Origin of the sequence: Lentibacillus amyloliquefaciens, from assembly GCF_001307805.1 — a bacterium.
Lineage (GTDB): Bacteria > Bacillota > Bacilli > Bacillales > Amphibacillaceae > Lentibacillus > Lentibacillus amyloliquefaciens.
Genome location: NZ_CP013862.1, coordinates 2,866,004 through 2,889,659, shown reverse-complemented (window position 1 = coordinate 2,889,659; position 23,656 = coordinate 2,866,004). Strand labels below are relative to the sequence as shown.

20 protein-coding genes and 1 pseudogene are annotated in these 23,656 nt (G+C 45.0%); 8 read left to right on the top strand and 13 right to left on the bottom strand.

The window, feature by feature from the left end; all coding sequences use genetic code 11:
- The first annotated feature begins 328 nt into the window (after positions 1–328).
- Both AOX59_RS14580 and AOX59_RS14575 read left to right on the top strand, forming a co-directional pair.
- Positions 329–1,948, top strand: a complete 1,620-nt coding sequence (locus AOX59_RS14580; RefSeq protein ID WP_068446649.1) for a BCCT family transporter — start codon at positions 329–331, stop codon at positions 1,946–1,948.
- A 51-nt stretch (positions 1,949–1,999) separates the two neighbouring features.
- Positions 2,000–3,415, top strand: a complete 1,416-nt coding sequence (locus AOX59_RS14575; RefSeq protein ID WP_068446648.1) for a Na+/H+ antiporter NhaC family protein — start codon at positions 2,000–2,002, stop codon at positions 3,413–3,415.
- A 37-nt stretch (positions 3,416–3,452) separates the two neighbouring features.
- Here AOX59_RS14575 and AOX59_RS14570 read toward each other — a convergent pair whose 3' ends face one another.
- The 4 genes from AOX59_RS14570 to rlmN form a co-directional block, all read right to left on the bottom strand.
- Complete coding sequence (locus AOX59_RS14570; protein ID WP_068446647.1) at positions 3,453–4,106, bottom strand: DUF421 domain-containing protein; 654 nt, start codon at positions 4,104–4,106, stop codon at positions 3,453–3,455.
- Positions 4,107–4,223: 117 nt separating this feature from the next.
- Positions 4,224–4,751, bottom strand: coding sequence for a hypothetical protein (locus AOX59_RS14565; RefSeq protein ID WP_068446646.1), 528 nt, complete (start codon positions 4,749–4,751; stop codon positions 4,224–4,226).
- A 9-nt stretch (positions 4,752–4,760) separates the two neighbouring features.
- Positions 4,761–5,933: a ParM/StbA family protein gene (locus AOX59_RS14560; RefSeq protein WP_068446645.1), complete on the bottom strand. Its 1,173-nt coding sequence runs from the start codon at positions 5,931–5,933 to the stop codon at positions 4,761–4,763.
- Between the two features lie 364 nt (positions 5,934–6,297).
- Positions 6,298–7,365, bottom strand: a complete 1,068-nt coding sequence (gene rlmN, locus AOX59_RS14555; RefSeq protein WP_068446644.1) for a dual-specificity RNA methyltransferase RlmN — start codon at positions 7,363–7,365, stop codon at positions 6,298–6,300.
- A gap of 453 nt (positions 7,366–7,818) precedes the next feature.
- On the opposite strand from rlmN, the gene AOX59_RS14550 reads away from it, so the two are divergent.
- On the top strand, positions 7,819–8,820 hold the full coding sequence (locus tag AOX59_RS14550; RefSeq protein ID WP_068446643.1) for an LLM class flavin-dependent oxidoreductase: 1,002 nt from the start codon (positions 7,819–7,821) through the stop codon (positions 8,818–8,820).
- A gap of 191 nt (positions 8,821–9,011) precedes the next feature.
- Here the strand turns inward: AOX59_RS14550 and wrbA are convergent, their stop codons facing one another.
- The 3 genes from wrbA to AOX59_RS14535 form a co-directional block, all read right to left on the bottom strand.
- The gene (gene wrbA, locus AOX59_RS14545) at positions 9,012–9,620 is read right to left on the bottom strand and encodes an NAD(P)H:quinone oxidoreductase (RefSeq protein ID WP_068446642.1); all 609 of its coding nucleotides are present in this window, start codon (positions 9,618–9,620) and stop codon (positions 9,012–9,014) included.
- 184 nt (positions 9,621–9,804) lie between these two features.
- Complete coding sequence (locus AOX59_RS14540; protein ID WP_068446641.1) at positions 9,805–10,719, bottom strand: pseudouridine-5'-phosphate glycosidase; 915 nt, start codon at positions 10,717–10,719, stop codon at positions 9,805–9,807.
- Complete coding sequence (locus tag AOX59_RS14535) at positions 10,716–11,801, bottom strand: carbohydrate kinase (RefSeq protein ID WP_068446640.1); 1,086 nt, start codon at positions 11,799–11,801, stop codon at positions 10,716–10,718. The genes AOX59_RS14540 and AOX59_RS14535 overlap by 4 nt, the downstream gene beginning before the upstream one ends.
- A 234-nt stretch (positions 11,802–12,035) precedes the next feature.
- Between AOX59_RS14535 and AOX59_RS14530 the strand changes: the two genes are divergently transcribed.
- Positions 12,036–12,491 (top strand): DinB family protein, encoded by a 456-nt coding sequence (locus AOX59_RS14530; RefSeq protein ID WP_068446639.1) that lies wholly within the window; start codon positions 12,036–12,038, stop codon positions 12,489–12,491.
- A gap of 162 nt (positions 12,492–12,653) precedes the next feature.
- Here the strand turns inward: AOX59_RS14530 and AOX59_RS14525 are convergent.
- A pseudogene (locus AOX59_RS14525) lies at positions 12,654–14,168 on the bottom strand (acetyl-CoA hydrolase/transferase family protein).
- Between the two features lie 256 nt (positions 14,169–14,424).
- Complete coding sequence (locus AOX59_RS14520) at positions 14,425–15,069, bottom strand: LytTR family DNA-binding domain-containing protein (protein WP_068446638.1); 645 nt, start codon at positions 15,067–15,069, stop codon at positions 14,425–14,427.
- Between the two features lie 311 nt (positions 15,070–15,380).
- Here AOX59_RS14520 and AOX59_RS14510 point away from each other — a divergent pair, with 311 nt between their 5' ends.
- The gene (locus AOX59_RS14510; protein ID WP_068446636.1) at positions 15,381–16,442 is read left to right on the top strand and encodes an NAD(P)/FAD-dependent oxidoreductase; all 1,062 of its coding nucleotides are present in this window, start codon (positions 15,381–15,383) and stop codon (positions 16,440–16,442) included.
- Between the two features lie 245 nt (positions 16,443–16,687).
- Here the strand turns inward: AOX59_RS14510 and AOX59_RS14505 are convergent, their stop codons facing one another.
- Both AOX59_RS14505 and AOX59_RS14500 read right to left on the bottom strand, forming a co-directional pair.
- Positions 16,688–18,007 (bottom strand): exo-beta-N-acetylmuramidase NamZ family protein, encoded by a 1,320-nt coding sequence (locus AOX59_RS14505; protein ID WP_068446635.1) that lies wholly within the window; start codon positions 18,005–18,007, stop codon positions 16,688–16,690.
- Between the two features lie 61 nt (positions 18,008–18,068).
- A complete protein-coding gene (locus tag AOX59_RS14500) occupies positions 18,069–19,862 on the bottom strand; it encodes a glycoside hydrolase family 3 protein (protein WP_237049275.1) in 1,794 nt (597 codons plus the stop codon).
- Positions 19,863–20,330: 468 nt separating this feature from the next.
- Between AOX59_RS14500 and AOX59_RS14495 the strand changes: the two genes are divergently transcribed.
- From AOX59_RS14495 to AOX59_RS14485, 3 genes are read left to right on the top strand one after another with little or no spacing between them, the layout of a single operon-like run.
- Entirely contained in the window at positions 20,331–21,023 is a 693-nt protein-coding gene (locus AOX59_RS14495; protein WP_068446633.1) for a DUF1538 domain-containing protein, read from the top strand.
- Positions 21,020–21,790 carry a DUF1538 domain-containing protein gene (locus AOX59_RS14490; RefSeq protein ID WP_068446632.1) on the top strand — a complete coding sequence of 257 codons (771 nt, stop codon included), beginning with the start codon at positions 21,020–21,022 and terminating at the stop codon, positions 21,788–21,790. Before AOX59_RS14495 ends, AOX59_RS14490 begins: the two co-directional genes overlap by 4 nt.
- The gene (locus tag AOX59_RS14485) at positions 21,744–22,502 is read left to right on the top strand and encodes a P-II family nitrogen regulator (protein WP_068446631.1); all 759 of its coding nucleotides are present in this window, start codon (positions 21,744–21,746) and stop codon (positions 22,500–22,502) included. Before AOX59_RS14490 ends, AOX59_RS14485 begins: the two co-directional genes overlap by 47 nt.
- A 37-nt stretch (positions 22,503–22,539) precedes the next feature.
- Here the strand turns inward: AOX59_RS14485 and AOX59_RS14480 are convergent, their stop codons facing one another.
- Positions 22,540–23,157 (bottom strand): hypothetical protein, encoded by a 618-nt coding sequence (locus AOX59_RS14480; RefSeq protein ID WP_068446630.1) that lies wholly within the window; start codon positions 23,155–23,157, stop codon positions 22,540–22,542.
- Between the two features lie 184 nt (positions 23,158–23,341).
- Positions 23,342–23,656 carry a hypothetical protein gene (locus AOX59_RS14475; RefSeq protein WP_156418714.1) on the bottom strand — a complete coding sequence of 105 codons (315 nt, stop codon included), beginning with the start codon at positions 23,654–23,656 and terminating at the stop codon, positions 23,342–23,344.

Genomic DNA, 23,656 nt, shown 5'->3' with positions numbered 1-23,656 from the left:
CCGGGGGGGTTCCCCGTCAAAGCCACTCGACATGAATCCTGATAACCTTCCCCCAATTCTTTACTGACACTCTGCATTTGTTCTTCAACCGTCAATCCGGGTGAGACATTCGGAGTCAACCATTTTTACCTTTGCATAAATCGACAGCCTGCCCATGGCTCCCATAAAATTCCGCTCCCTTTCCCTTTATTTAAACACGCTCGCATTGTATTATCATACATCCAGTTTATCGAGACTCACACCAAATGCCAACATTTCACTGAACATGTCGGATTCATGAATATCCTGACAACATCCAGAAAAGCTATCGATAGAAAGGGTGAAATTCATGAACAAAAATTTGATCGACTGGCCGACATTTTTCGGTGCTTTATTTCTGCTGCTTGCCGTCTCCATACCGTTGGCGGTTTTTCCTGAAACCGGAAAAGAATTCGTCAATATAGCAAATGATTTTATGACCGGCAATTTTGGTGTCTTATATTTAATTTTCGGTCTGGCTGCTTTTGCCTTTCTGATTTTTGTTGCATTCAGCAAAAACGGCCATATCAAACTTGGTGATAAAAATGAGGACAAAGAATTTGGCACAATATCGTGGGCAGCCATGCTGTTTGCTGCCGGTATCGGTTCGAGCATCCTTTACTGGGGGATGATCGAATGGGCCTACTATTACCAGGGACCGCCATTTGGTGTTGAAGGTGAATCACAGGAGGCCATGGAATGGGCAACGGCATACGGAATTTTTCATTGGGGTCCTATTGCCTGGGCAATATATACATTACCGGCATTGCCGATAGCTTACTTCTATTATGTCCGGAAAAAGCCGGTTCTGAAAATAAGTGAAGCCGTCAGACCTGTTCTCGGCAGGCTGGTCGACACACCGCTTGGGGTTGTCATTGATGTTCTGTTCATGTTTGGTCTGATGGGCGGTGCCGGAACGACCCTGGCACTCGGAACACCCATGATCGCAGAAGGTGTGAATGATATAACCGGTCTACCGGTAAACTTAACATTGAAAGCTGTCATCATGCTCATTTGTGCCGCGATATTTGCTATCAGCGCATACTCAGGTCTGCGGAACGGAATCAGAGTGCTGAGTGATATCAATCTTTGGCTCGCAATTTTTGTGCTCACCTTTATTTTTGTGTTCGGTCCATCGTTATTTATCAGCGAAACAGCCTTTACGAGTATTGGTCTGATTATCGACAACTTTTTTAAAATGGCGACATGGCTTGAGCCGTTTGCAAATGTTGACGGTTTTACTGAAACAGCATTTCCGGAAGCATGGACGGTTTTCTACTGGGCATGGTGGCTTGTCTATGCACCATTTGTGGGATTATTTGTTGCCCGCATTTCGCGCGGCCGGACCATTCAGGAAATGATTTTCGGTACAATGGTTTACGGTACGCTCGGCTGTGTGCTGTTTTTTGGGATTATGGGAAATTTCGGCTTGCATCTGCAAATATCCGGCCAATTTGATGTTATTGGCTTCATGAATGAAAATAGCGCACCTGCTGCCATCATCGCCATTCTGAATCAGCTGCCATTGGCGTGGATGATGGTGACTGTGTTTACGATTCTCGCGATCATTTTCCTTGCGACAACGTTTGACTCGTCGTCCTATATCCTGTCAGCCGTCGTCCAAAAAGAAGTCAAAGCCGAGCCATTGCGCTGGAACCGACTTTTCTGGGCATTCACCTTATGCCTGATGCCGCTTGTATTAATGTTCGTCGGTGACTTGCAGACGTTGCAGACAGCCAGTATTGTCGCCGGATTCCCGGTTCTGTTTATTATGGGACTCCTGGCTTGGTCATTCATGCGGGCATCCAATGAAGATATCCGTGCAACCAAGGATTATCAGCCACCAACCATTCATATTGACAAGGAAATAAAGCGGAAGAAAAGAAGGTCCGCACTGGAGGCTTTAGAGGATAAGGACCTCGATGACTAGGTTGCCTAAAAAGACAAACCCACTGCTTTTAATTGAAAGGAGACCGGAAAAATGGATTGGCTTTCCTTAATCCCATTTGTGATTGTAATCGGCCTTTCGATCTGGCTGAAAAAAATACTGCCCGGCCTGGTACTGGGCGTCCTTGTCGGCGGCATATTGACTGAATTCAGCATCCTCACCGGCACGCAGAAATCAGTCGACTACATTGTCACAACATTATCAGATGCCAATAACATTAAAATTGTCGCCTTTCTTTATTTATTCGGCGGTTTAATTGGCATGATGCGCATTTCAGGTGGTATTAAAGGGTTTTCTGAATGGATTGGCGACAAAATAGAGTCCCAGCGCGGTCTGCTTAGTTTAATCTGGCTGACATTGCCATTCACCTTCATGATGCCAATGTTCAGGATCATGATGATTGGACCGGTTGTGAAATCACTCATGAAAGATATGAGCATCCCCAAACGTAAAGTCGGCTTCACAATGGATGTGTCGACGAGTTCGGTTATTGTGCTTTTACCGGTTGCTACAGCATTTGTTGGTTTCATGGTTTCACTCGTTGAAAGCGGTGTGCAAAAATACAACCTTAATATGGACCCTTACCATATCTTTTTGCTGAGTATTTTGTTTAATTTCTTTGCGATTGTCATGCTGATTATCGGACTCATCCGTACATTCTGGTCACGCGGCGATAAAGAACGGGTGAAGGAACAAACAGCAAAGGGACAGGATGATAAGCATGACTATCACCGCTCAGGCATCGAGAAAGAGCTGTCAACGGTTAAAGCACAGCCCTGGAACTTAATTGTACCGCTGTTTTTACTCCTTGGTCTGACATTATTTCTTTTATGGCAGGATGGTAAAGCTAAAGGGGCGGATACATTTTTCCAGGCATTTTCAGAAGGTGATGCGACATTTGTGATGCTTTTGGGCGTATTTGTAACACTTATTTTGACATTTGTTTTTTATATGATTCGCCGGCAGTCAATGTCTGAGACAATTTATCATTTTTATGATGGCGGCAACCAGCTTATGCAAGCAATTGTCTTGCTGATTCTTGTGTGGGCATTATCACTCGTAACAGAAGATCTTGGTTTTTCACAATTTATCAATGCAACACTAGGTTCATTCCTGCCTGCATTCACCATACCGGCAATTGTCTTTGTCCTCGGTGCTGTTGTCAGTTATTTCATCGGGTCTTCATGGGGGACATGGGGGATTATTATGCCGCTTGGGATGGCACTGGCAATCTCAACAGGCGCATCAATACCGCTGACGGTTGGTGCCGTGTTTGCCAGCGGTTCATTTGGTGCGATGACCTCTCCGCTCGGTGATACAACAATTACCACTGCTTCTATCCTGGAGATGCCCCTTGTCGATTATGCACGTTACAAACTGAAGTTCTGTTCAGTGGGAGCGGGGATAGCCGCAGTCATTTATGTGGGAGCAGGATTTTTGCTTGGATGACTATACCGGTGTTAAAAGAAGCCCTGGGGACCCGCCATTACTGCAAGTGTTTTGGCGAGGTACCATCCGGGTCTTTTTCATCAAGTTCTTTAAACATATTACGTTGTGTTTGCATTTCAGCAATTTGTTTGTTGAGATCATTAAGTTTTGTTCTGAGCTGATTTATCTGCGAGTTCGTATTTACCTGGTTCAAGATTTCCTGAACGTCTGAAGCCAACTGGTTAAATTCTTTTTTTGTGACAGGCTGCGCGTCATTTTTAAGACTGAAGCCAACCTGACCATTCGGTTCGAGAGTAGCCCATTCCACGTCATCTAACTTTTTTATGTTCTGCATGCGCAAATTCATTTCAAGCTGGTCAACGGTCATGCGAAGTTTTTTCATGTTTTTTTCATTGAGGGTTCCATTTTCGATCAATACTTTTGATTTGCCTGTGATGATTTTTTCAAATATGTTTCCTTTTACCTGTACGTACTCCATAATAAATAAAGTTGCAATAAAAATCACTCCAACAGCTATCGTGACCCAGACATTACTCCCGGCTACCGGCTGAATTAATAATGAACCGATCCCAATCATGATGACTGTCTGCGGAAGCGTCATCTGTGAAATCGACTTCCTGCCTGCCATTCTCAACAGAAACGTGCCCGCAATCACAATAAGGACTGCTTTCCACATCCAATCAAATTCCATAATACCTACCTCCTATGGATAGTTTAATTAGAGGCCGGCATCTTATGCATTCCAAAGTCATCTTGGCACCAAAAAACACTGCCCTGAAAATCGTTCAGGACAGTGTTCTCAATTGCTTCATTTATTCATTTTCGAAAAGAAATCTGCGAGCGGATCTTCCCCCGTTTCCTCTGTCTCTTCATTGTCTGCTTGATGCAAATCATCCAGCTGGTCAAGGTCAACGGAATCCAGATCAGGCACATTGTCTTCAGAGGCCTCCAGAGGTTCTTCCTCTTCAACGTATGGTTCAGCTTCCATCGTCGGCCGGCCGCCGTTTAATGTCGACATAATCGATGTTGCCCGCATCGGATCCTGCAGCAGCTGATACACAATTGACCCAATCAAGGCTTCGGAATGCTCGTGTTTCAGCCAGTTTTTCTGTTCCTTTGTCAGTTGACGGGGAAGCGGTATTGTTACCGTTTCCCGCTCTCGAGTATATGTTTCATTAACGCCCTTCAGAACGTACTGTGCAATCTGACTGGAAAAATTCCGGCGCTCAGTTTCTTTCAGTTTCTGAAGCTGTTTTAACAGATAATCAGGTGTATCAGACGGGATTCGGAAAGTAATCGACTGCCCGCGTTCGATATTCTTTTTAGACCCTTGCATGGTATCACCCTACTTTTTTTCTGTTGTGGCTTTTTCCTTTGCCTCAGCCGGCGTATTTTTATTAACGTAATCCATGATCAATTTGTAATACGCGTTGGCCATCATCCAAATACTTTCCTCTTCATCTTCAAAGAAATCAATATTAAACCCGTCCAGTTTATTGTTCAGCGATTTGATGTAATCTTTCAATACAGCAGAACCGCCGCCGACAAAGTAGCAGATTTCCGATTGGGAATTCTTTTGCCAGACATTACGGAGATTCCGGTATTCTTTCTTTGCCAATTCCACTAAAATCCGATCAGTAATGTCATGGATATTCGTCCGGCTGCCTTTTACCATGATATGATGGCGGTCATTTTTACGGGTGATAATATCAACGACATCACGCCGGCTGTCCAGTTCAACCCCATGCCTTGTCCGGATTTCTTCGCGAATCTCCTCAAGAGACTCGGCAACGCCAAGCGGAAAGCCCTGTGCCTTATCATCATCCACCGTTCTGTTGCGGATAACGGCGATATCGGTTGAAAGACCGCCGATGTCCTGAATCAGTATTTGTTTATCAATCAATTCCTTATTAATCACGTTCAAATTATTATCCATAATCAAATTGACGTACGCCGCAAATCCTTCCGGGTATACTTTCACTTCATCAAACTTAATGTTGACTTTGATGCCCTGGTATTGCGGTGTCACCAAAAATTCTACCTGGTGGACATTTCCGAGCAGCTGGGAACGATAGCCGACATCTTTTCCTTCTTTCACTTCTCTGAGCGGAAGTCCGGTACCTAACGTGTAGTTAGCATCAATCGTGTCGTTTTTGCCTTTCTTAAACGAATTGCTGCTAACAGAATCCAAGGCAATTGAAGCAAACAGCATGATCAATGTCTGATCTTCCTCGGATTTGCTGCTGCCCTGATCAAGCTCAGTTGAATTATTTGTTTTCGTTGCCAAGGTTCCAACACGGTAGACCGCATTGTTTTCTTCCAGAGCAGGGGAGTGCACCTTTATATGCAAATTATCAAGCGGGTCTTTTTCATCGAGGTCTTCGATACCGATGACCGGCCTGTCCTCCATGTCACGCGCAATGACATTTGGTATGTAATACGCGTTCTCCATTTTTCCAAAGTTCGCCTTAACAGCATCATTTCCCACATCAACAGCTGCAATTCTTGAATCTTTCATTTAAGATTCCCCTTTCATGAAATAATTGTATTAATAGAAGTTGTTCAAAATCTCATCTGCTAATCTAGCTTAGCTATATTAATAGGATAATCTTTTTTAGAAAAATACGCAATGAGACTATTTTCGTGTTCTTATTCCGTTTACTTGTATACATAAAATGAACACACTGTCGTTTCAACTTGTGTATTGTTTTGTGTACATGTACACGGTATTGTAAACTCAATGTATTCTTTTTGTATTCTTGTGTACAATATCTGTTTACATGGATAAATTAAGAGTCAAAGAGCCGAATTATAAAATTCAAAATATTGAGTGAGGTAGATGCAGACAAAAAAATACGCCCTGATTCAGGACGTATTTTGAATTAACCCGCAGTTTCCTTTTTAACTTGTTTACTTCTCAGCTGCCCGCATGCGGCATCAATATCTGCACCGTTTTCCCAGCGGACACCGCAGTTAAGTCCGTTTTCCTTCAGCGTTTCATAGAAAGCCTGGATAGTTGACGAATCACTGCGCTGATACTGATCATGCTCACTGACCGTGTTGTACGGAATCAGATTCACATAAGACAGGTGACGTTTATCTGACAGAAGTTCAATCAACTCTTCAGCATCCTCCTTATGGTCATTGACGCCTTTAAGCATGATGTATTCGTATGTGATCCGCCGATTCACCCGTTCCAGATAGTAATCAACAGCTTTCATCAGCTTTTCAATCGGAAAGGCCCGGTTGATTTTCATAATCGATGTTCTTAACTCATTATTCGGCGCGTGCAAAGAAATAGCCAAATTAACTTGAGTCCCAGTATCAGCCCATTCATAAATCTTATGCGCCAGTCCACTTGTTGATACTGTGATGTGACGCGCACCGATATTCAGACCGGCGTCATCATTTACAACATTGATGAAATCCATCAGGTTATTGAAATTATCAAACGGCTCGCCAATCCCCATTACAACAATATGGCTGACGCGCTCGTCGCTTTCCTTTATATCCATATCTTTCTGCACATTAACGATCTGTTCAACAATTTCACTGCTGTTCAAATCACGATTTTTCCGGAGCAATCCGCTCGCACAGAACGAACAGCCGATATTGCAGCCAACCTGAGTCGTTACACAAACCGACAGCCCATAATTGAATCGCATTAAAACTGTTTCAACCAGATTACCGTCTGACAGTCTGAATAAGTACTTGATCGTCCCGTCCTCGGATTCCTGCCTCAGTTCTTCCTTTGTCGTATGGAGAACAAAATTTTCTTCAAGCAGTGCAATCGTTTCTTTGTTCACGTTTCTCATATCAGAAAAGTCGTTTATCCGCTTTTTGTAAAGCCAATTCCACACCTGATCAGCGCGAAAACGACGCTGGTCATGATTTGTCAGCCAATCCTGCAATGCTTCATATGTCAATCCGTAAATGGATTTCTTGCTCATGTATATCCCTCATTTCAACACATTCCAGTATTATATTGTACTATAATACGGCATGCATGGCAATGTGGCAAACGAAACACGAGTGAATCAAGATTTCAGGCAAGACTCTCTCAAGTTTTCACACATAGATTGTCGATATGGTAGCCGCGGCCCAAATACACTTCGCTTTCCGCGGGTAACCGTGTGCTTCTCGAACTCCGCTCTGCGGGGTCTTACTTTGGCCACTAATCCCGCAGGAGCCCCCCGCGTGTTCGGGCCGCTAAGTAGATAAAAAAGCTTTTGTGTCTTACTCAATCCAAGTTTATCGAAATCACGCCATGCCGCATTTCCGCTTTCACGAATATAATCAATTCGGGCATCAACCACAGGATAATGATTAAGTGCAGTTCTCTGGGCAAAATATTAGAACTGCTGTTCAGAAGGCCGTATCATCTTCATTAAGGAGTGAATTATATGCCAAACAAAACATTTAACAATATTCCACTGTCTGTTCTGGATCTTGCCCCCGTCCTGGAAGGCTTCACTCCGGAACAGTCATTTAAGAACAGCGTCGATTTAGCGCAGAACACAGAAAAATTCGGTTTCAACCGGTACTGGCTGGCCGAGCACCATAATATGCCGGGAATCGCCAGTTCGGCCACATCTTTACTGATTGGACACATCGCCGGTGCGACCAATGAGATGCGTGTCGGCTCAGGCGGTGTCATGCTGCCAAACCATGCTTCACTCATTATCGCCGAACAGTTTGGTACACTGGAAACATTGTATCCGGGCCGCATCGACCTTGGACTTGGCCGTGCACCAGGCACCGATCAGGCGACCGCTTATGCGCTTAGACGCACGTTGAATCAGCGCGTTGAGGATTATCCGATGCAAGTGGAGGAACTGGAAAATTACTTTGCCGGAACCGCGGCAGTTCATAGTGTGCCAGGCGAAGGACTCAAGATTCCGATTTGGCTGCTCGGCTCAAGCGGTTTCAGTGCCCAAATGTCAGCCCAAAAAGGCCTCCCATTCTCATTTGCCAGTCATTTTGCACCGGACAATACTGTAGCGGCGATGAATATGTATCGCGAGAATTTCACACCATCCGACTTAATGGATAAGCCTTATGCGATGATTGGTGTCAATGTGATTGCTGCCGACACAGAAGATGAAGCCAAATATTTGGCCACAACCCAGCAGGAGCAGACTCTCAGCATCCGCCGCGGAACGCCGGAGAAACTGCAGCCGCCGATCGAGAACCCTGATGAAGCCTGGTCAGAAATGGAAAAGGCGGTCGTGGAACAGTCAAGCAACTCGGCATACACGCTGATCGGCACCAAAGAAACGGTAAAGCAGGGACTGGAAAAGCTGCTTGAAGAAACAGGAGCTGACGAAATAATCATCAACTCACAGATTTATGACCATAAAGCCCGCGTCCGCTCGTATGAGATTATCGGCGAGCTAATGGAATAGGATTTTCCGGTTTAAAAAAACCTGGCAAACGCCAGGTTTTTTTGCTTGTGCCGGCCGCTTAAATTGTGAACATTAGTGATTTAATTGTGAACTTCAGCGGATTCACTGTGAACTTGAGCATTTGGCCAGAAAATACCCTTAACGTTTAAAAGCCGCAATCCTCAGATAGGAGATTGCGGCTTTTAAACTATTCAGCTGCCTTCAACAATACGGGATGCAACATCAACCGTACGGCGTGCCTGATGGGAGACCGCTCCTTCAACATCTTCAACCATGTTGCCGTCCTGATCAACGGAAACACTGGCACCATAAGGATTACCGCCGCCGGCAAAGATGGAATCATCCGAGTATCCCGGTGTTGCAATCACAGCACCCCAGTGCATCATGGATGTATAAAGCGAGAGTAATGTTGCTTCCTGTCCGCCGTGCGGATTTTGTGCTGAGGTCATCCAGCTTACAACTTTGTTGATCGTTTTGCCTGCTGCCCAAAGGCCGCCCTGTGTATCGATGAAATTCTTCATTTGCGCCGGCAGGGTGCCAAAACGTGTCGGGGCGCTGAATATAATGGCATCAGCCCACTCGATATCATCCGAATTCGCTTCAGGCACATCTTTCGTTGCTTCATAATGTTCTTTCCATAAAGGATTAGATGCAATCGCCTCTTCCGGTGCAAGTTCAGGTGCTTTTACCAGTTTTGTTTCAGCTCCTGCATCCTGTGCGGCTTTTTCAGCCCATTGTGCCATTTTATAATTCGTTCCTGTTGAACTGTAGTAAACGATTGCTAATTTGACATTTGCCATTCTTTCAGTCTCCTTTGCTGTAATTTGCCAATAAATTTTATACAAAACTCCATGGTGTTCTTCTCTAGTTTCTTCAATATTCACTGCATCATTCAAATTTATTGTTCGGCAATGGATGCCTGCCCGAAAAACAACAAAAAAGCACATGAGGCAACTCGCTCACGTGCTTTTTAATCAAACCGTATTAATCCATGGCACCCAATTTCACAGCGATATCCGCACCAACATGAGCGTTATGCTTCACGAGTGCAATATTGGCGTCAAGGCTTTTGCCGCCTGTCAGTTCTTTTACTTTTGCCAGCATAAACGGGGTAACATCTTTGCCGGTTATGCCGCCTGCCTCAGCTTCTTCCAGCGCCTGTGAGATGACCGCTGATATCTCTTCCTCGGCCAACGCATAAGCCTCTGGAATCGGGTTGGCGATCACAGCACCGCCGGAAAGACCGAGGTCACGTTTTGCTTTAAGAGATAAGGCGACTGTATCCGGTTCATCAGCCCGAAAGTTAACCGGAAACGGGGTTGTTCGTGTATAAAAAGCCGGCAATACATCTGTTTCATAACCGATTACCGGGACACCTTTTGTCTCCAGATATTCCATCGTTAAGCCGAGATCAAGAATCGATTTAGCACCTGCACAAATAACTGCAACATTTGTTTTAGCCAGTTCTTCCAAGTCCGCTGAGATATCCATTGATGCCTCCGCACCCCGATGAACACCACCAATACCGCCGGTCACAAAAGTTTCGATAGCGGCAAGTTCAGCACAGATCATCGTCGCAGCAACGGTGGTCGCGCCTTTTTGCTCAGTTGCCACGATATACGGCAGATCCCGGCGAGACACTTTTGCGACACCTTCAGCCTGGCCAAAGCTTTCCAATTCATCATCACTCAAACCAATTTTAATTTTTCCGTCCATAATCGCAATTGTTGCCGGCACTGCACCATGGTCTCGAATAATCTGTTCAACTTCACGGGCGGTTTCCACATTTTGCGGATACGGCATGCCGTGTGAAATGATGGTGGATTCGAGGGCAACGACCGGTCTACCTTGTTCCTTTGCCTTACTGACTTCTTCTGAAAACGCTAGGTATTGATTCATGAAAGTTCCTCCATATCGTTTTGTAGTTGTGCCGCTGATAATTCCGGCCTTACAGTATAACCCGACATTAATGTCTTCGTGGCGTTGACAACTCCAGTCCAAGCGACTTTGGCAAGCACTTCATCATTCAGCCATGCATATGTGACAGCTGATGAGAATGCATCGCCTGCACCAGTCACGTCGATGATTTTATCCAGTTCAACGGCTGGAATATGATGGATGCCTTCAGCCTGGCTGCCAACCACAGCACCTTCTTTGCCATGCGTTATCACAACATTCTTAATACCCAGTTTCAACCATTTATCTGCCAGTTCACGCATTGAAAAATCTCCCTGGAAATAGGCCTCCGATTCAGCTTTGTTTGTAATCAGCCACGTCAGGCCGCTCAAGTCAGCCGGAAGCCGATCCATTTTCGGTGCCGAGACCGTCACGATTATAAGCGGTATATCATGACCGGCAGCAAATTGGGATAAAAATGCAAGCGTTTCTTTCGGACAATTCAAATCAGCCAAAATACATCTGGCCTGCAATAAAACCGGTACCTGTGCTTTGATCCATTCCGGAATCATCAAATCAAAAATCTCCATATCAGCCAGTCCATAAATCAGTTCCCCGGATTCATCCAGAACAGCTGTGTAAGAACCGGTTGTCGATCCGGAGAAATGCCTCACATCCTCCAAGTTCATGTATGGGGCCGATGCTTCCCGGATATAATCCCAATCTTTATCAGTCCCGCTGACAGTGAGCAGTTTGGTATTGACATCAAGCTTGCCGAGATTCTCAGCAATATTCCGTGCCACTCCGCCGGCATTTTGCTCAGAACGAACCGGGTTGGACGTTCCTTCCCGTACAGGCTCTTTCGCATAAAATTTGCGGTCAATATTCGCACCGCCAATACAAATGACTTCCTTTAATTCGTTCAGGATATATGCTTTCCCCCGAATATACCCTTTTTTCATCAGCCCTGAAATCAGATTTGCTACAGACGGACGGGATAAATCCAGTGCCTCTGCCAGTTCCTGCTGAGAGATGTAAGGGTTATTCTTAATCAGCTGAAAAAGTTTGCGTTCGCGTTCATTCATCATAGCAACCTCTTCTCAAACATTTGTTTATATTATAAACTTAAGTTTATAATGAGTCAAGTTTTCTTTCAAAAAACTGTTTAACATCGTTGACAGCATTCGCATACTTAAAAGCCATGAAACAATCACTCCTCGTATTTTTTACGGGACCATGCATGAAAATGCTTCATCATTTGGAAACAGGGGGAAAATTGTTATACTGGACTTAAATACTTATAAAAGTGAGGTTTTAAGATGAGCAACTTAATTATGACACAGTTTAACACAACACATAGCGCATTCATGGGTGAAATCAAAGATTTGGATGAAAAGCAGCTGGAAACGCAGCCGGAAGGGTTCAATAATACGATTCACTGGCATATCGGTCATGTACTGACAACAAACGAACAGTTCTTGTTCGGATTTCCGGAGAATACAGAGCATCTGCCGGAACGCTATAAAGATTTATTCGGCTATGGTTCTAAACCCGCAGACTGGCCTGAAGATGTCCCAAGCGCTGATGAGCTTGCAGGCCAATTGACAGACCAGTTGAAACGGATCAAGCAGATTCCTGAGGAAAAATTGGATGAAAAATTGCCTAAAACAGTTTTAGGCGCTCAGACATATGGTGAATTGGCAGCGCTGGCGGCATTCCACGAAGGCAATCACGTCGGCCGAATCAACGCTATGAAGAAAATACTGAACAAATAATGATATTAGAAAAACTCAAGTTTAGCCTCTTCCTATAGTGTGTGCCGAAGTTTTTCTTATAAGGTCAATCATAATTTATATATTTCTGACGCTGCAGAAAAGACCACGCTTCCTCTTGGCGTGGTCTTTTCTGTATATGAACATTCATAAGCAAGGCAAATGTTAGACTGTTTCAGGTATACGCTCCAGCATTGTGCCATTATCTGCAAAATTGGCATGCCATGAGAAAGCTTTTTCCAAAATGTGCGGTGTCTGCCCGCCGCGTTCGAGCGCTTCATTGTAATAGCCCCATAATTGCCCGCGGTACATTGGATGCGCACAATTTTCAACGATTTTCTCAACCCGTTCGCGTGGTGCCAGACCGCGCAGATCCGCATATCCCTGTTCAGTTACGACCACATCAACATCGTGCTCTGTATGATCGATATGGGAGGCAAATGGCACGATGCTTGAGATGTCACCATCTTTGGCAATCGATTTCGTGACGAAAATAGCGAGCTTGGCGTTGCGTGCAAAGTCACCTGATCCACCAATGCCATTCATCATTTTGGTACCGGAAACATGCGTCGAGTTGACATTGCCGTAAATGTCAAATTCCAGTGCAGTGTTGATAGAAATCAATCCAAGGCGGCGAATGATTTCCGGATGATTGGAAATCTCCTGCGGGCGCATGACCAGTTTGTCACGATACTTTTCAAAATTGGAAAAGACTTTTTGCATCTTGTCTTCCGAGAGCGTGATTGAGCAGCATGACGCAAAATCTACTTTGCCGGCATCAATTAAGTCAAATACCGCATCCTGCAAGACTTCCGAGTAGACTTGCAGATTTTCAAACTCGGAATCAACCATGCCGTGAAGCACAGCATTGGCAACTGAACCAATTCCGGACTGAAGCGGTGCGAGCTGTTTATCCAGCCGGCCTGATTGGACTTCATCCCTTAGAAAATCAAGCAAATGATCGGCCATCATTTTCGTTTCTTCATCAGGCTGACCGATCGTCGAAGGGGAATCCTTCTGGTGGGTAAACACAACCCCTTTGATTTTTTCCGGATCAATTTGAATGCTTGTTTCACCAATCCGGGCATCCGGTTTTGTCAGTGGTATCGGCTCACGTTCGCCCTGTTTTGCCGGGCTGTACAAATCATGGACGCCTTCTAAGAGCTCCGGCTAGGCTGTATTTATTTCAACGATAATATTTTTTGCATTTTCAGCGAACACAAGCGAGTTCCCGATTGAAGTAGATGGAATGATCGCGCCATCTTCCGTAATCGCAATCGCTTCCAAAATAGCGTAATCAATTGTTTCGATAACATCATGCCTGATCCACTCAGACGTGTGTGACAAGTGATGATCGACAAACAGATGCTCACCCTGATTGATCTTTTTCCGCATAACCGGGTCTGCCTGGAATGGCAGGCGTTTATTAATGATACCTGCTTCAGCAAACATTGTATCAATATCTGAACCGAGTGATGCACCGGTGAATACGTTCACTTTAAACGTCTCGTCTTCTGCCCGTTCGACGAGTGCTGTTGGGACCGCTTTCACATCACCTGCACGTGTAAACCCGCTCATCCCCAGCGTCATGCCATCCTTGATCCATGATGCAGCATCCTGTGCTGACACAACACGTCCGCGGAGGCACTCGTTGTGAATTCGTTCTTTGTTAGCGTTCATGATGTAACCCCTTTCTTTTTAGTTGTAAAACAATTCTAACGTATCAGACCAGGGGCATCGGGGATTTTTGCGGCGAATAGCTATATTCATCATGAACAAGCAAGTTAGACGGATGAAGCAACACATTTTTACAACCGGCAGATATTTTACGTCCGAAATTAAAAGACTCGAGTTTTATGGTGCCGGGGAATATCCATTCTGATATACCGAAAATGCCGTTACTTGCACCCGCAAAGCCCTCTCGCATGACTTGATCTTAAAACCCGAGCAGTTTCCTGAAGTAACTCGCATAGGACTGGCTGACCGGCACCTGAATGCCATTGTCCATCGCCAGCATAAACGTAGAATGCGTATCCGGGAAAATATCACTGATGTGATGAACATTAACAATAAATGAACGATGACAGCGAATGAACGTCTCTCTCGGAAGTGAATACTCGTAATCCTGAAGCGCACGATTTGTGGTTCCCGCCAATTCCTCTGCAAACACATACGTTTTTCGATCTTTGGCTTCCATAAAGACCACATCAGAAAAGGGAATCGGACGCCAGCCATCTCCTGTTTTTACCGTTACAACCGCTTTACCCTCAGTCATGACCGGATAAATAGCTGTCACACACCCTTGCAGTTCCCCCTCCTGATGAAACGGGACAGCCATTCCGTGATACGGCACACCAAATACATTACGGTCAATGAACTCCGATACCTTTTGTCCGGTACTAATTGCTTTATGGGCAATCGTCCCCTCAACGACCGGATCACCTGTCTTTATTTTTAAATCAATCCGCTTACTCGGACGGTAATAAATATACTCGGATGTGTCCGAGACCGCAATCGAAATCTCATCTGAAAACAGTTCACCAATCACATCCAAAAGTGAACCAAATGTTAATCGATCCATTAAAATGACACCTTTCCTGCTGTTTTGTATAATAATACTTTATCACTGGCAAAATTTAAATAACAATTCCCTGTCTTTTCCTAGTTTTCCAGCGTCACTTTTGATACGCTTATCATTAGGAGCACTTATAGAGGTTGTTCAAAAAGTCCGGTAAAAATGACACATCGAAGTTCTTTATTGGCTTGTTTCTCCGCGGCTCATGTATCCAAATACCATACATTCCGCTGCTCGAAACTGCACCGCCTCGAACTTCTCGGTCCTTTTTATCCTCTTTTTTGAACGCGCACTTACAGATATTAAGGAGTTTTGTCATGAGAAATTTAGTCATCCTGGGCGGCGGGTATGGCGGATTGAATATACTGCAAAACTTGGTTGAGCATAATCTCCCCGAGGATTTGCATATTACCATAATCGACCGCAATCCTTACCACTCGATTAAAACAGAATTTTACACGATAGCAGCCGGTACTTCAGCTGATAAAGACGTGCGCATGGACTTTCCGGAACATGACAAAGTCAGCTACGTGTATGCTGAGATCACCAAAATTGATACCGACAATCAGCAGATCAATTTGCGGGAAAGAAGTGAGCCTGTTCCATTTGATTATTTGGTGATTGCTTTGGGATGTGAAGACAATCACCATGGCATTGAAGGAGCAACTAAGTTTACCGAAAGTGTCCAGACGCTCAACAAAGCGCGTCATGCCGGGATGGCAATCGGCAACCTGCCTGCATACGGAAAGGCTACAATCGTCGGTGCAGGACTCAGCGGAATTGAAGTGGCATCTGAAATCCGTGAAAGCAGACCTGACTTAAACATCCGGATTCTTGACCGTGGCAATTCAGTCTTGAAAGCGTTCGACCGGAAGATTCAGAACTATGTTGAAGACTGGTTCATGAAAAATGATGTCGAGGTGCTTCATCATGCACAAGTTGAGTATGTTGAGAAAGATGGGGTCTGTAATAACGGCGTCTGTTATGTGAATGATGTCACCATCTGGACAGCAGGCGTGCGCCCAAATTACCTTGTGCGTGAATTGCCGCTTGAACAGGACGGTCAGGAAAAAATTGTTGTAAACGACTATTATCAAGTGCCTGAAAAGCCGCATATTTATGTCGTTGGTGATTGTGCCGCCTCAGAACATTCACCCAGCGCCCAACTTGCTCGGCAGCAAGGTGAACAAACCGCGGATGTCCTCAATTCGGTCATTAAAGATAAAGAACCGAAAAAACCCGGCAAGCTCAAGCTGAAAGGCACCCTCGGATCGCTCGGAAGCTCGGAAGGTTTTGGGGAAATGATGTCACAATCGATGGTCGGCTACATTCCACGCCTGGCCAAATCCGGTGTGCTGTGGCTTAACAAACGGCACTAGCTGAATATAGTACGAACCAACAAACCCGGACTGTTTTGAGAAGCAGTCCGGGTTGTTAAGTATCACACAACAATATGACACATGAGAAACGTTTTGTCACCTCTTACTCGTGCCTTACGTAATGCTTTCGATTACAGAAGTGATGACCGAGAAGATATTGATGTTAAAACACATTTTGTCAATTCATAATCTGGGGGACCATAGCGTCTGATTATGGTCCCCCGGAAAACCTATCCCTCAGTAATTTAGTTATTCCATGGTGGTCCCGGCCGTTTGTTGCCCCCTTCATAAAGCAAGTAATCTTCTCTTGTCTCTTTGAATTCATTCAGTTCCGGCTGCCATGTGTTGACGATGTCATCTACTGAATCACCGTTTTCTATTTTGTCCCGGACCCAGCCATTGCCGATCAGGTTGTCAAAGAATGAGATGCCCTCGCTGTTTTCTTCCCGGAAAGCAAAGTCTTCAGGATACATATCATGGATCGTTTTGACAATTGTAACGCCCGTTTCAACCGGTTCATATGCTTCTTTATCTTTCACATGAATTTCAACGCCGTGGGACAATTCACCACTGTGTTTTGAGAATTGTGGTGTAAATGACGCAGCTCTGAACTGAACACCATTAAGACTTTGTTCATTCAAATTGGCTGCAAGTTCCGTACTGTTGATGAACGGCGCACCAATCAATTCAAACGGCTTGGTTGTGCCGCGTCCTTCTGAGACATTTGTTCCTTCGATCAGGGCTGCCCCCGGATAGACGGATGCTGTATCAAGTGTCGGCATATTCGGTGATGGCATAACGAATTCTAGCCCCGTCTCGTCATATGTCATCGAACGATCCCAGCCTTCCATCTCAACAACTTCCAGATCAGCGCCGATATCGAACTCTTCATTGAACAACTTGGCCAATTCGCCGACGGTCATGCCATGGCGAAGCGGGATCGGGTACATGCCGACAAACGATGAATAATCAGGCTCCAATACCGGACCTTCCACTTTTTCACCGCCAAGCGGGTTCGGACGGTCAAGAACAACGAATTCAATGTCGTTTTCAGCCGCAGCTTCCATTGCATACGCCATCGTGTAGATGTAGGTATAGAAACGCGTACCGACATCCTGAATATCAAACAGCAATGTATCAACGTCTTCGAGCATTTCCGGTGTCGGTTTGCGCGTTTCACCATAAAGACTGTAGACAGGCAGGCCCGTTTTTTCATCGATATAAAACTCAACATATTCACCTGCCTGTGCACTTCCGCGAACACCATGCTCCGGTCCGTACAGTGAGACAAGATTAACATCATCGTGATTGTGCAATGTATCGACGATGCTGTTCAATTCCTGATCAACACCGGTCGGATTCGTAATCAACCCGACATTCTTGCCTTCAAGCATGTCAATTTTATCTTCCAGCAATACGTCAACACCAAGCTTGACGTCTGTGTCATGTCCCGGCGGCACACCATCAGGCGGTCCTTTGCCATTTCCCGGGGAATCTGCCATAACAACAGACAATGTCGTTAACATCATGATGGCGGCCGCTAATATGACCATCCATTTTTTCATTATCAATGCCTCCTGTTTTTATTTTGCTGAGTATTATTTTTCTAATGATCAATCGTCACCTTCAATAACCAAGGTGATGACCATACTCGTACAATTCAGGAATCGTAACCGGCAGTTTGCCCTGCGGATTCACATCTCCGCTCAGAACTCTGGCAAGTGCTTCAACCGATACATCCCGGTTGCCGTAAGTGGTGAGATAACCATCTACTTCAGGAAACTTCATCAAATCATACGGATTCCGGATTGCTGACACAACAAGAGGTTTTCCAGTACTCTGAAGCGCTGAAACCAATTGCTGCTGGGCCGGATTTGTATTTGCCGTATATGTGGTCACAACAACTGTATCAGCATCTTGCGCTTGCGCTGTCGCTTCATCAATTTGCGCCTGCGAAGGACTTGTACCGGTTGTATAAGCACTGACATTGTAGCCTTTGCCTGCAAGCTGATCGGCAAGGTATGCGGGCTCGCCGAGTGATGGACCGGTAATCAGAACATCCTGATTATCCTGCAGCGGCAGCAAATTGTTCTCATTTTTCACCATGGTAATGCTCTTATTGGCGATTTCATCTGCTTTGGCCAAATTTTCGTCTGTTCCAATGTTTTCAACTGCATCAGGATCGGTTTTCGGATCACCGAACAGACCTTTTTCCATCTTGGCCTTCAAAATACGGTAAACGGATTCATCAACGCGCTCTTCACTGATCTCGCCGCTTTCAACCGCTTCAAGCATCGCATTATACGATTGCTCGACATCAGGCGGGTTCAGTAAAATATCATTTCCTGCTTTAAACGCTTCAACCGGAACGCGTTCAGGCTCGACCACGTTAGCCCCGGACATGCCAAGGCTGTCTGTTACAATCAGTCCGTTAAACCCCATTTCCTCACGCAAAAGATCGGTTAAAATCGGTTTCGACAATGTCGCCGGCAGACCAGAATCATCAAGCGCTGGAACGACAATGTGTGCCGTCATAATCGCCTCAATGCCAGCGTCAATCGCTGCCTGGAATGGCTTCAGATCAACATTATGCAATGTTTCCAGATCATGATTGATAACCGGCAGGCCATAGTGTGAGTCAACATCCGTGTCACCATGTCCCGGGAAGTGTTTGGCTGTCGGAACAACTTTTTGATTCTGATAAGCCTGCACTTGAGAAACGGCCATATCAGAAACAAGGTCAGGATCTTCACCGAATGAACGGACACCGATGACCGGATTTTCCGGATTTACATTGACATCCGCTACAGGCGCAAAATTCATGTTAATGCCGAGACTGCTTAACTCAGTGCCCATAATTCCTGCAGAGTCAGCAGCCAAATCGGTTGAACGGGTTGCTCCAAGCGCCATATTTCCAGGGAAAACCGTGCCGGGACTTGTCAGCCGCTGAACAATACCGCCTTCCTGATCGGTTGAAATGAACAACGGAATTGGCATACGCTGATCCATGGCAATGTCCTGCAGCCCATTTGACAGGGCGTTAACCTGTTCAACATCAGCCGGATTCCCGATGTTATCGGTCCAGTTAAAATAAATGACACCGCCGATATGATATTTTTCTATTGCTTTTTTAAAGTTTTTAGCGCCGCGATTATTGTTTAGGTTGGTTTCTTCGTAGTCGGGATCTGTGGGGGTCTGTCCATACATATGGATAATAAATAACTGGCCGATTTTCTCTTCCAGTGTCATGTGGTTCATTTTACTGACAATCCAGCCGTGCTTCGCTTTTTCACCATTTCCCCAGCCCGGTTTGACCGGATCATCCCAGCCCTTGCCGAAAGCTGCAGCAGGGAAGCACAGCAAGAAAACAAGCGTGAACGAGAGGATTGAAAACCACCGTCGTTTAAGCAAAACATTCACTCCTTTTAAGTTATATTTTATCTGCCGTTACCGCGTTTCACTCCCCTCCCAGTTTAATCGCTTCATAACGCCAGTTCATATAATTTAAAATTAAGCAAAATATCATGTCTTCATGATTTTGCCTCCCTCCAAATCTATCTGTAAAGGCTTTCAATACTAGATTAGCGGCTGAAGAACCAATTGTACATGCAACGACATAACCAATTTTTCAAAAGTTCTGTAAATAAATAATTCTTTATACCCAATCCTTTTTTCTCAATACGTTTGCAATGGTAGTCAAAACAGTGCTTACACTGCTTTGGCATGAATCTCGATGTCAGATCACTGATGCTTTTTATTTCTGATTATTTCTACATAATGCTATAATTTAAGAAGAACACATGCGTATATCTCCTCTTTCTGCGAATAATCTTCCAATATACGTTTCTTCGTTTGCAACAATTCGCCAAGCACACCTGGGGGTTTTTTATGGACAATATTAAAGACACTGTTTTAGAAGTTATTTATTCTATTTTACCGATTGCAATCGTCATTACAGTGCTGCAATTCACGATTATCTGGCTGCCGATGGAGGCGTTTGTCCAATTTCTGATTGGTGTCCTTTTTGTCGGTGTCGGACTTATACTTTTCCTGCTGGGCGTCAATGTCGGCCTGCTTCCAGTTGGAGAGATGATCGGATCCGCTTTAACCAAGACAAAAATGATAGGGGTTATTGTTTTATTCGGATTTCTGCTCGGAGCAGTTGTTACATTTGCCGAACCCGATGTCCGTGTTCTATCCTCACAAATTGACAGTGTATCAGGTGGGGCCATTCCACAAAGCATACTGATTATGTCAGTTGCGATTGGGGTCGGTATTTTCGTTGCATTGGCCATGTTCCGTATCGTGTTTAATATTCCAATGATTTATTTATTGGCTGGCGGTTATGCCCTGGTCTTTATAATGGCCGCTTTGACACCATCAAATTTTGTGCCGATTTCATTCGATGCCGGCGGGGTAACAACCGGACCGCTCACAGTACCGTTTATATTGGCTCTTGGCGTTGGTGTCGCCACAGTCATCAGAGGTAAATCCGCCTCAAGTGACGGATTCGGGCTTGTTGGACTGGCTTCTATCGGTCCTATTTTATCCGTGCTGATTCTGGGAGTGATTTACGGATGAACCTTGTTATATTTGAAGGTTTTGGCGCAACGATGCAAGAGGTTGCGATCGCGCTTTTGCCTCTTGCCATTCTGTTTGCTGTCTTCCATTTTCTATTTTTGAAATTACCATTAAAACGATTAATAGGCATCAGCATCGGGTTTGTTTTAGCATTTTTAGGGCTTTCATTATTCCTGCAGGGTGTCCATATCGGATTCATGCCTTTTGGGGAACAAATGGGCAATGTGCTTGGCGGCCTGTCATCTAAATGGCTGTTAATACCGATTGGCTTTATCATCGGGTTTTTTGCCATTTATGCTGAACCCGCTGTTGCTGTCATGGTTGAGCAGGCCGAGAAAGTGTCCGGCGGTTATATTCCGGAAAAACTGTTGCTGTATACATTATCAATCGGTGTCGGGGTATCAGTTGCACTTTCAATGGTCCGGCTAATTTTTGGATTTTCCCTATGGTATTTTATCATTCCAGGTTATATAATAGCGTTTGTAATGACACGTTATGCGCCAAAAGCATTTATGACCATTGCATTCGACTCTGGCGGTGTTTCAACCGGCCCAATGACAGCGACATTTGTCTTGGCGATGTTCACAGGGATTGCCGGACAGATTGAAGGACGCGATCCGCTGGTTGATGGATTTGGAATGGTTGCAATGGTGGCGCTGGCTCCTATATTATCTGTGTTAACGCTTGGTATTCTGTACAGCAGAAAGGAGAAAAGTCAGTATGTCAGTGACGATTCAGGGGCAGAAGCTCATCATCACGATCGTTAAAAAAGATAAAGCCAAAAAGGTTGTTCAAGCCTCCCGGAACGCCGGTGCGCAAGGTGGAACCACACTGCTCGGCGAAGGAATCCGGCTTAATGAAAAAATGCGGATTCTGGGCATGCCGGTGGAACGGGAAAGAGCCGTCATACTGACACTCGTATCTGATGAGATTTTTAATGATGTCAGGCAAGCAATCGTTAACTCCGTTCAGCTGAATAAGCCAAGACATGGCATCGGATTTGTAATCGATACGAAAAAAATCGCCGGCATCAACCACTTGCTCGGATGGCACGGGGAAGAAGGCGATGCAGAAGATGAGGAGGGTGCTGATATCATGTGGCAAGATCAAGATGTTTTGTATGATTTAATCATTACCATCGTTAACAGGGGCGATTCGGAAAAAGTTGTGGATGCCACCAGGAAAGCCGGAGCAGAGGGCGGAACCATTTTGCATGGTCGCGGTACCGGTGTCCACGAAAAAGCAAAACTGTTTAACATCATGATTGAACCTGAGAAAGAAGTGGTATTGACACTCATCCATAAAGAAAAGACAAAAGAAGTACTTAAAACCATCAATGAAGATGCGGAACTAAAAAAACCGGGCAAAGGGATCGCTTTTGTGCTGGATGTTGAAAGCACAGTAGGCATCAGCCGTGAACTGAATGAAAAAGTCCGTGAAGAATTTAAAAAGCAAAAGAAAAAGAAGAGGGAAAAGTGATGACACTTTTCCCTCTTCTTTTATTCCGCCGCATGTTTTATTGTATTGACAGCTGTTCGCCATCGACCGTTTCAACAATAAAGCTTTTACCTTCAAGTTCGCCTTTAGGCACTTTCAAATAATTCCTCGGAGCACGTTCATCATCGGTTTCATCCGCTTCAAGTTCGACAACAATCTTGATGACGTCATCATCCATGATTTCAAGCTTGCCGGTATCCGCATCATAACCCTTATACTTCTCATCACCAATTTGCCAGAGCAATATATCCTCTTCCTCCCAGTTAAACGTGTCTGCGTATTTTTCAGGATGATCGTTCTGGTTATAGTACCAAACTCCCGCCTCAGGCTGACGATCCGGCACCCCGCCAAGCCATGACACCTGTTCAAATGAAATGGATTCAGAGGCTGATTGCGGCTTTACAGCACCTGAAGTATCTTCATCTGACGATCCACTTTCTGACGATTGCGCCTCCTCAGAGCCATCCTCCTTATCTTCATCTGAAGATGTATCTTCCTGACTATCCGCTTCTTCACTCCCGCCTGCATCACCTTCATCGGCACTGCCTTCTGTCGAGCTTGCGCCTCCGCATGCGGTCAAAAGGAGCAGTGCAAACAAAGAAGCTGTGATTAACTTTAAAAAATGATTGCCGTTCATTCCAAAACCTCCAATATGTAATAATTTCTAGTCATACGATTATTCTATAATCATATCAAAGTCGGAAGTTTTTTCAATAATAGAATGGATTTCCCAGTTGAACAAAATCCGGATACACCCCCTGATATGTCAGTTTGAAACAGGCTTATATGGTAGCGAATCAAAAAAGCTTTCCTGGCACTTTCTACCTATCCTGCTGCATCCGGCGCCACAGAAACGATATTTCCATAACGGCAACCGCCAGTGCAGCCCAGAAAATACCTGTATCAAACGAAATACCAATTTGTGATTCTCCGCCTAAAGCAGTCAGGATTGTCATTAATGCAACGATATAGACGAGGAAAAACACCTGTGACCGGAACACCGTTTTCTGATTGGTATTATATTTCCGGTTGCGGTAGACGGTAACCATAAATAAGACAAGCATCGCAACGATTAAGAGCTCCAGTGGCACGGCCTCTCTAAACGGGATATCGGGAAAGTAATCGTAAACAAGCAA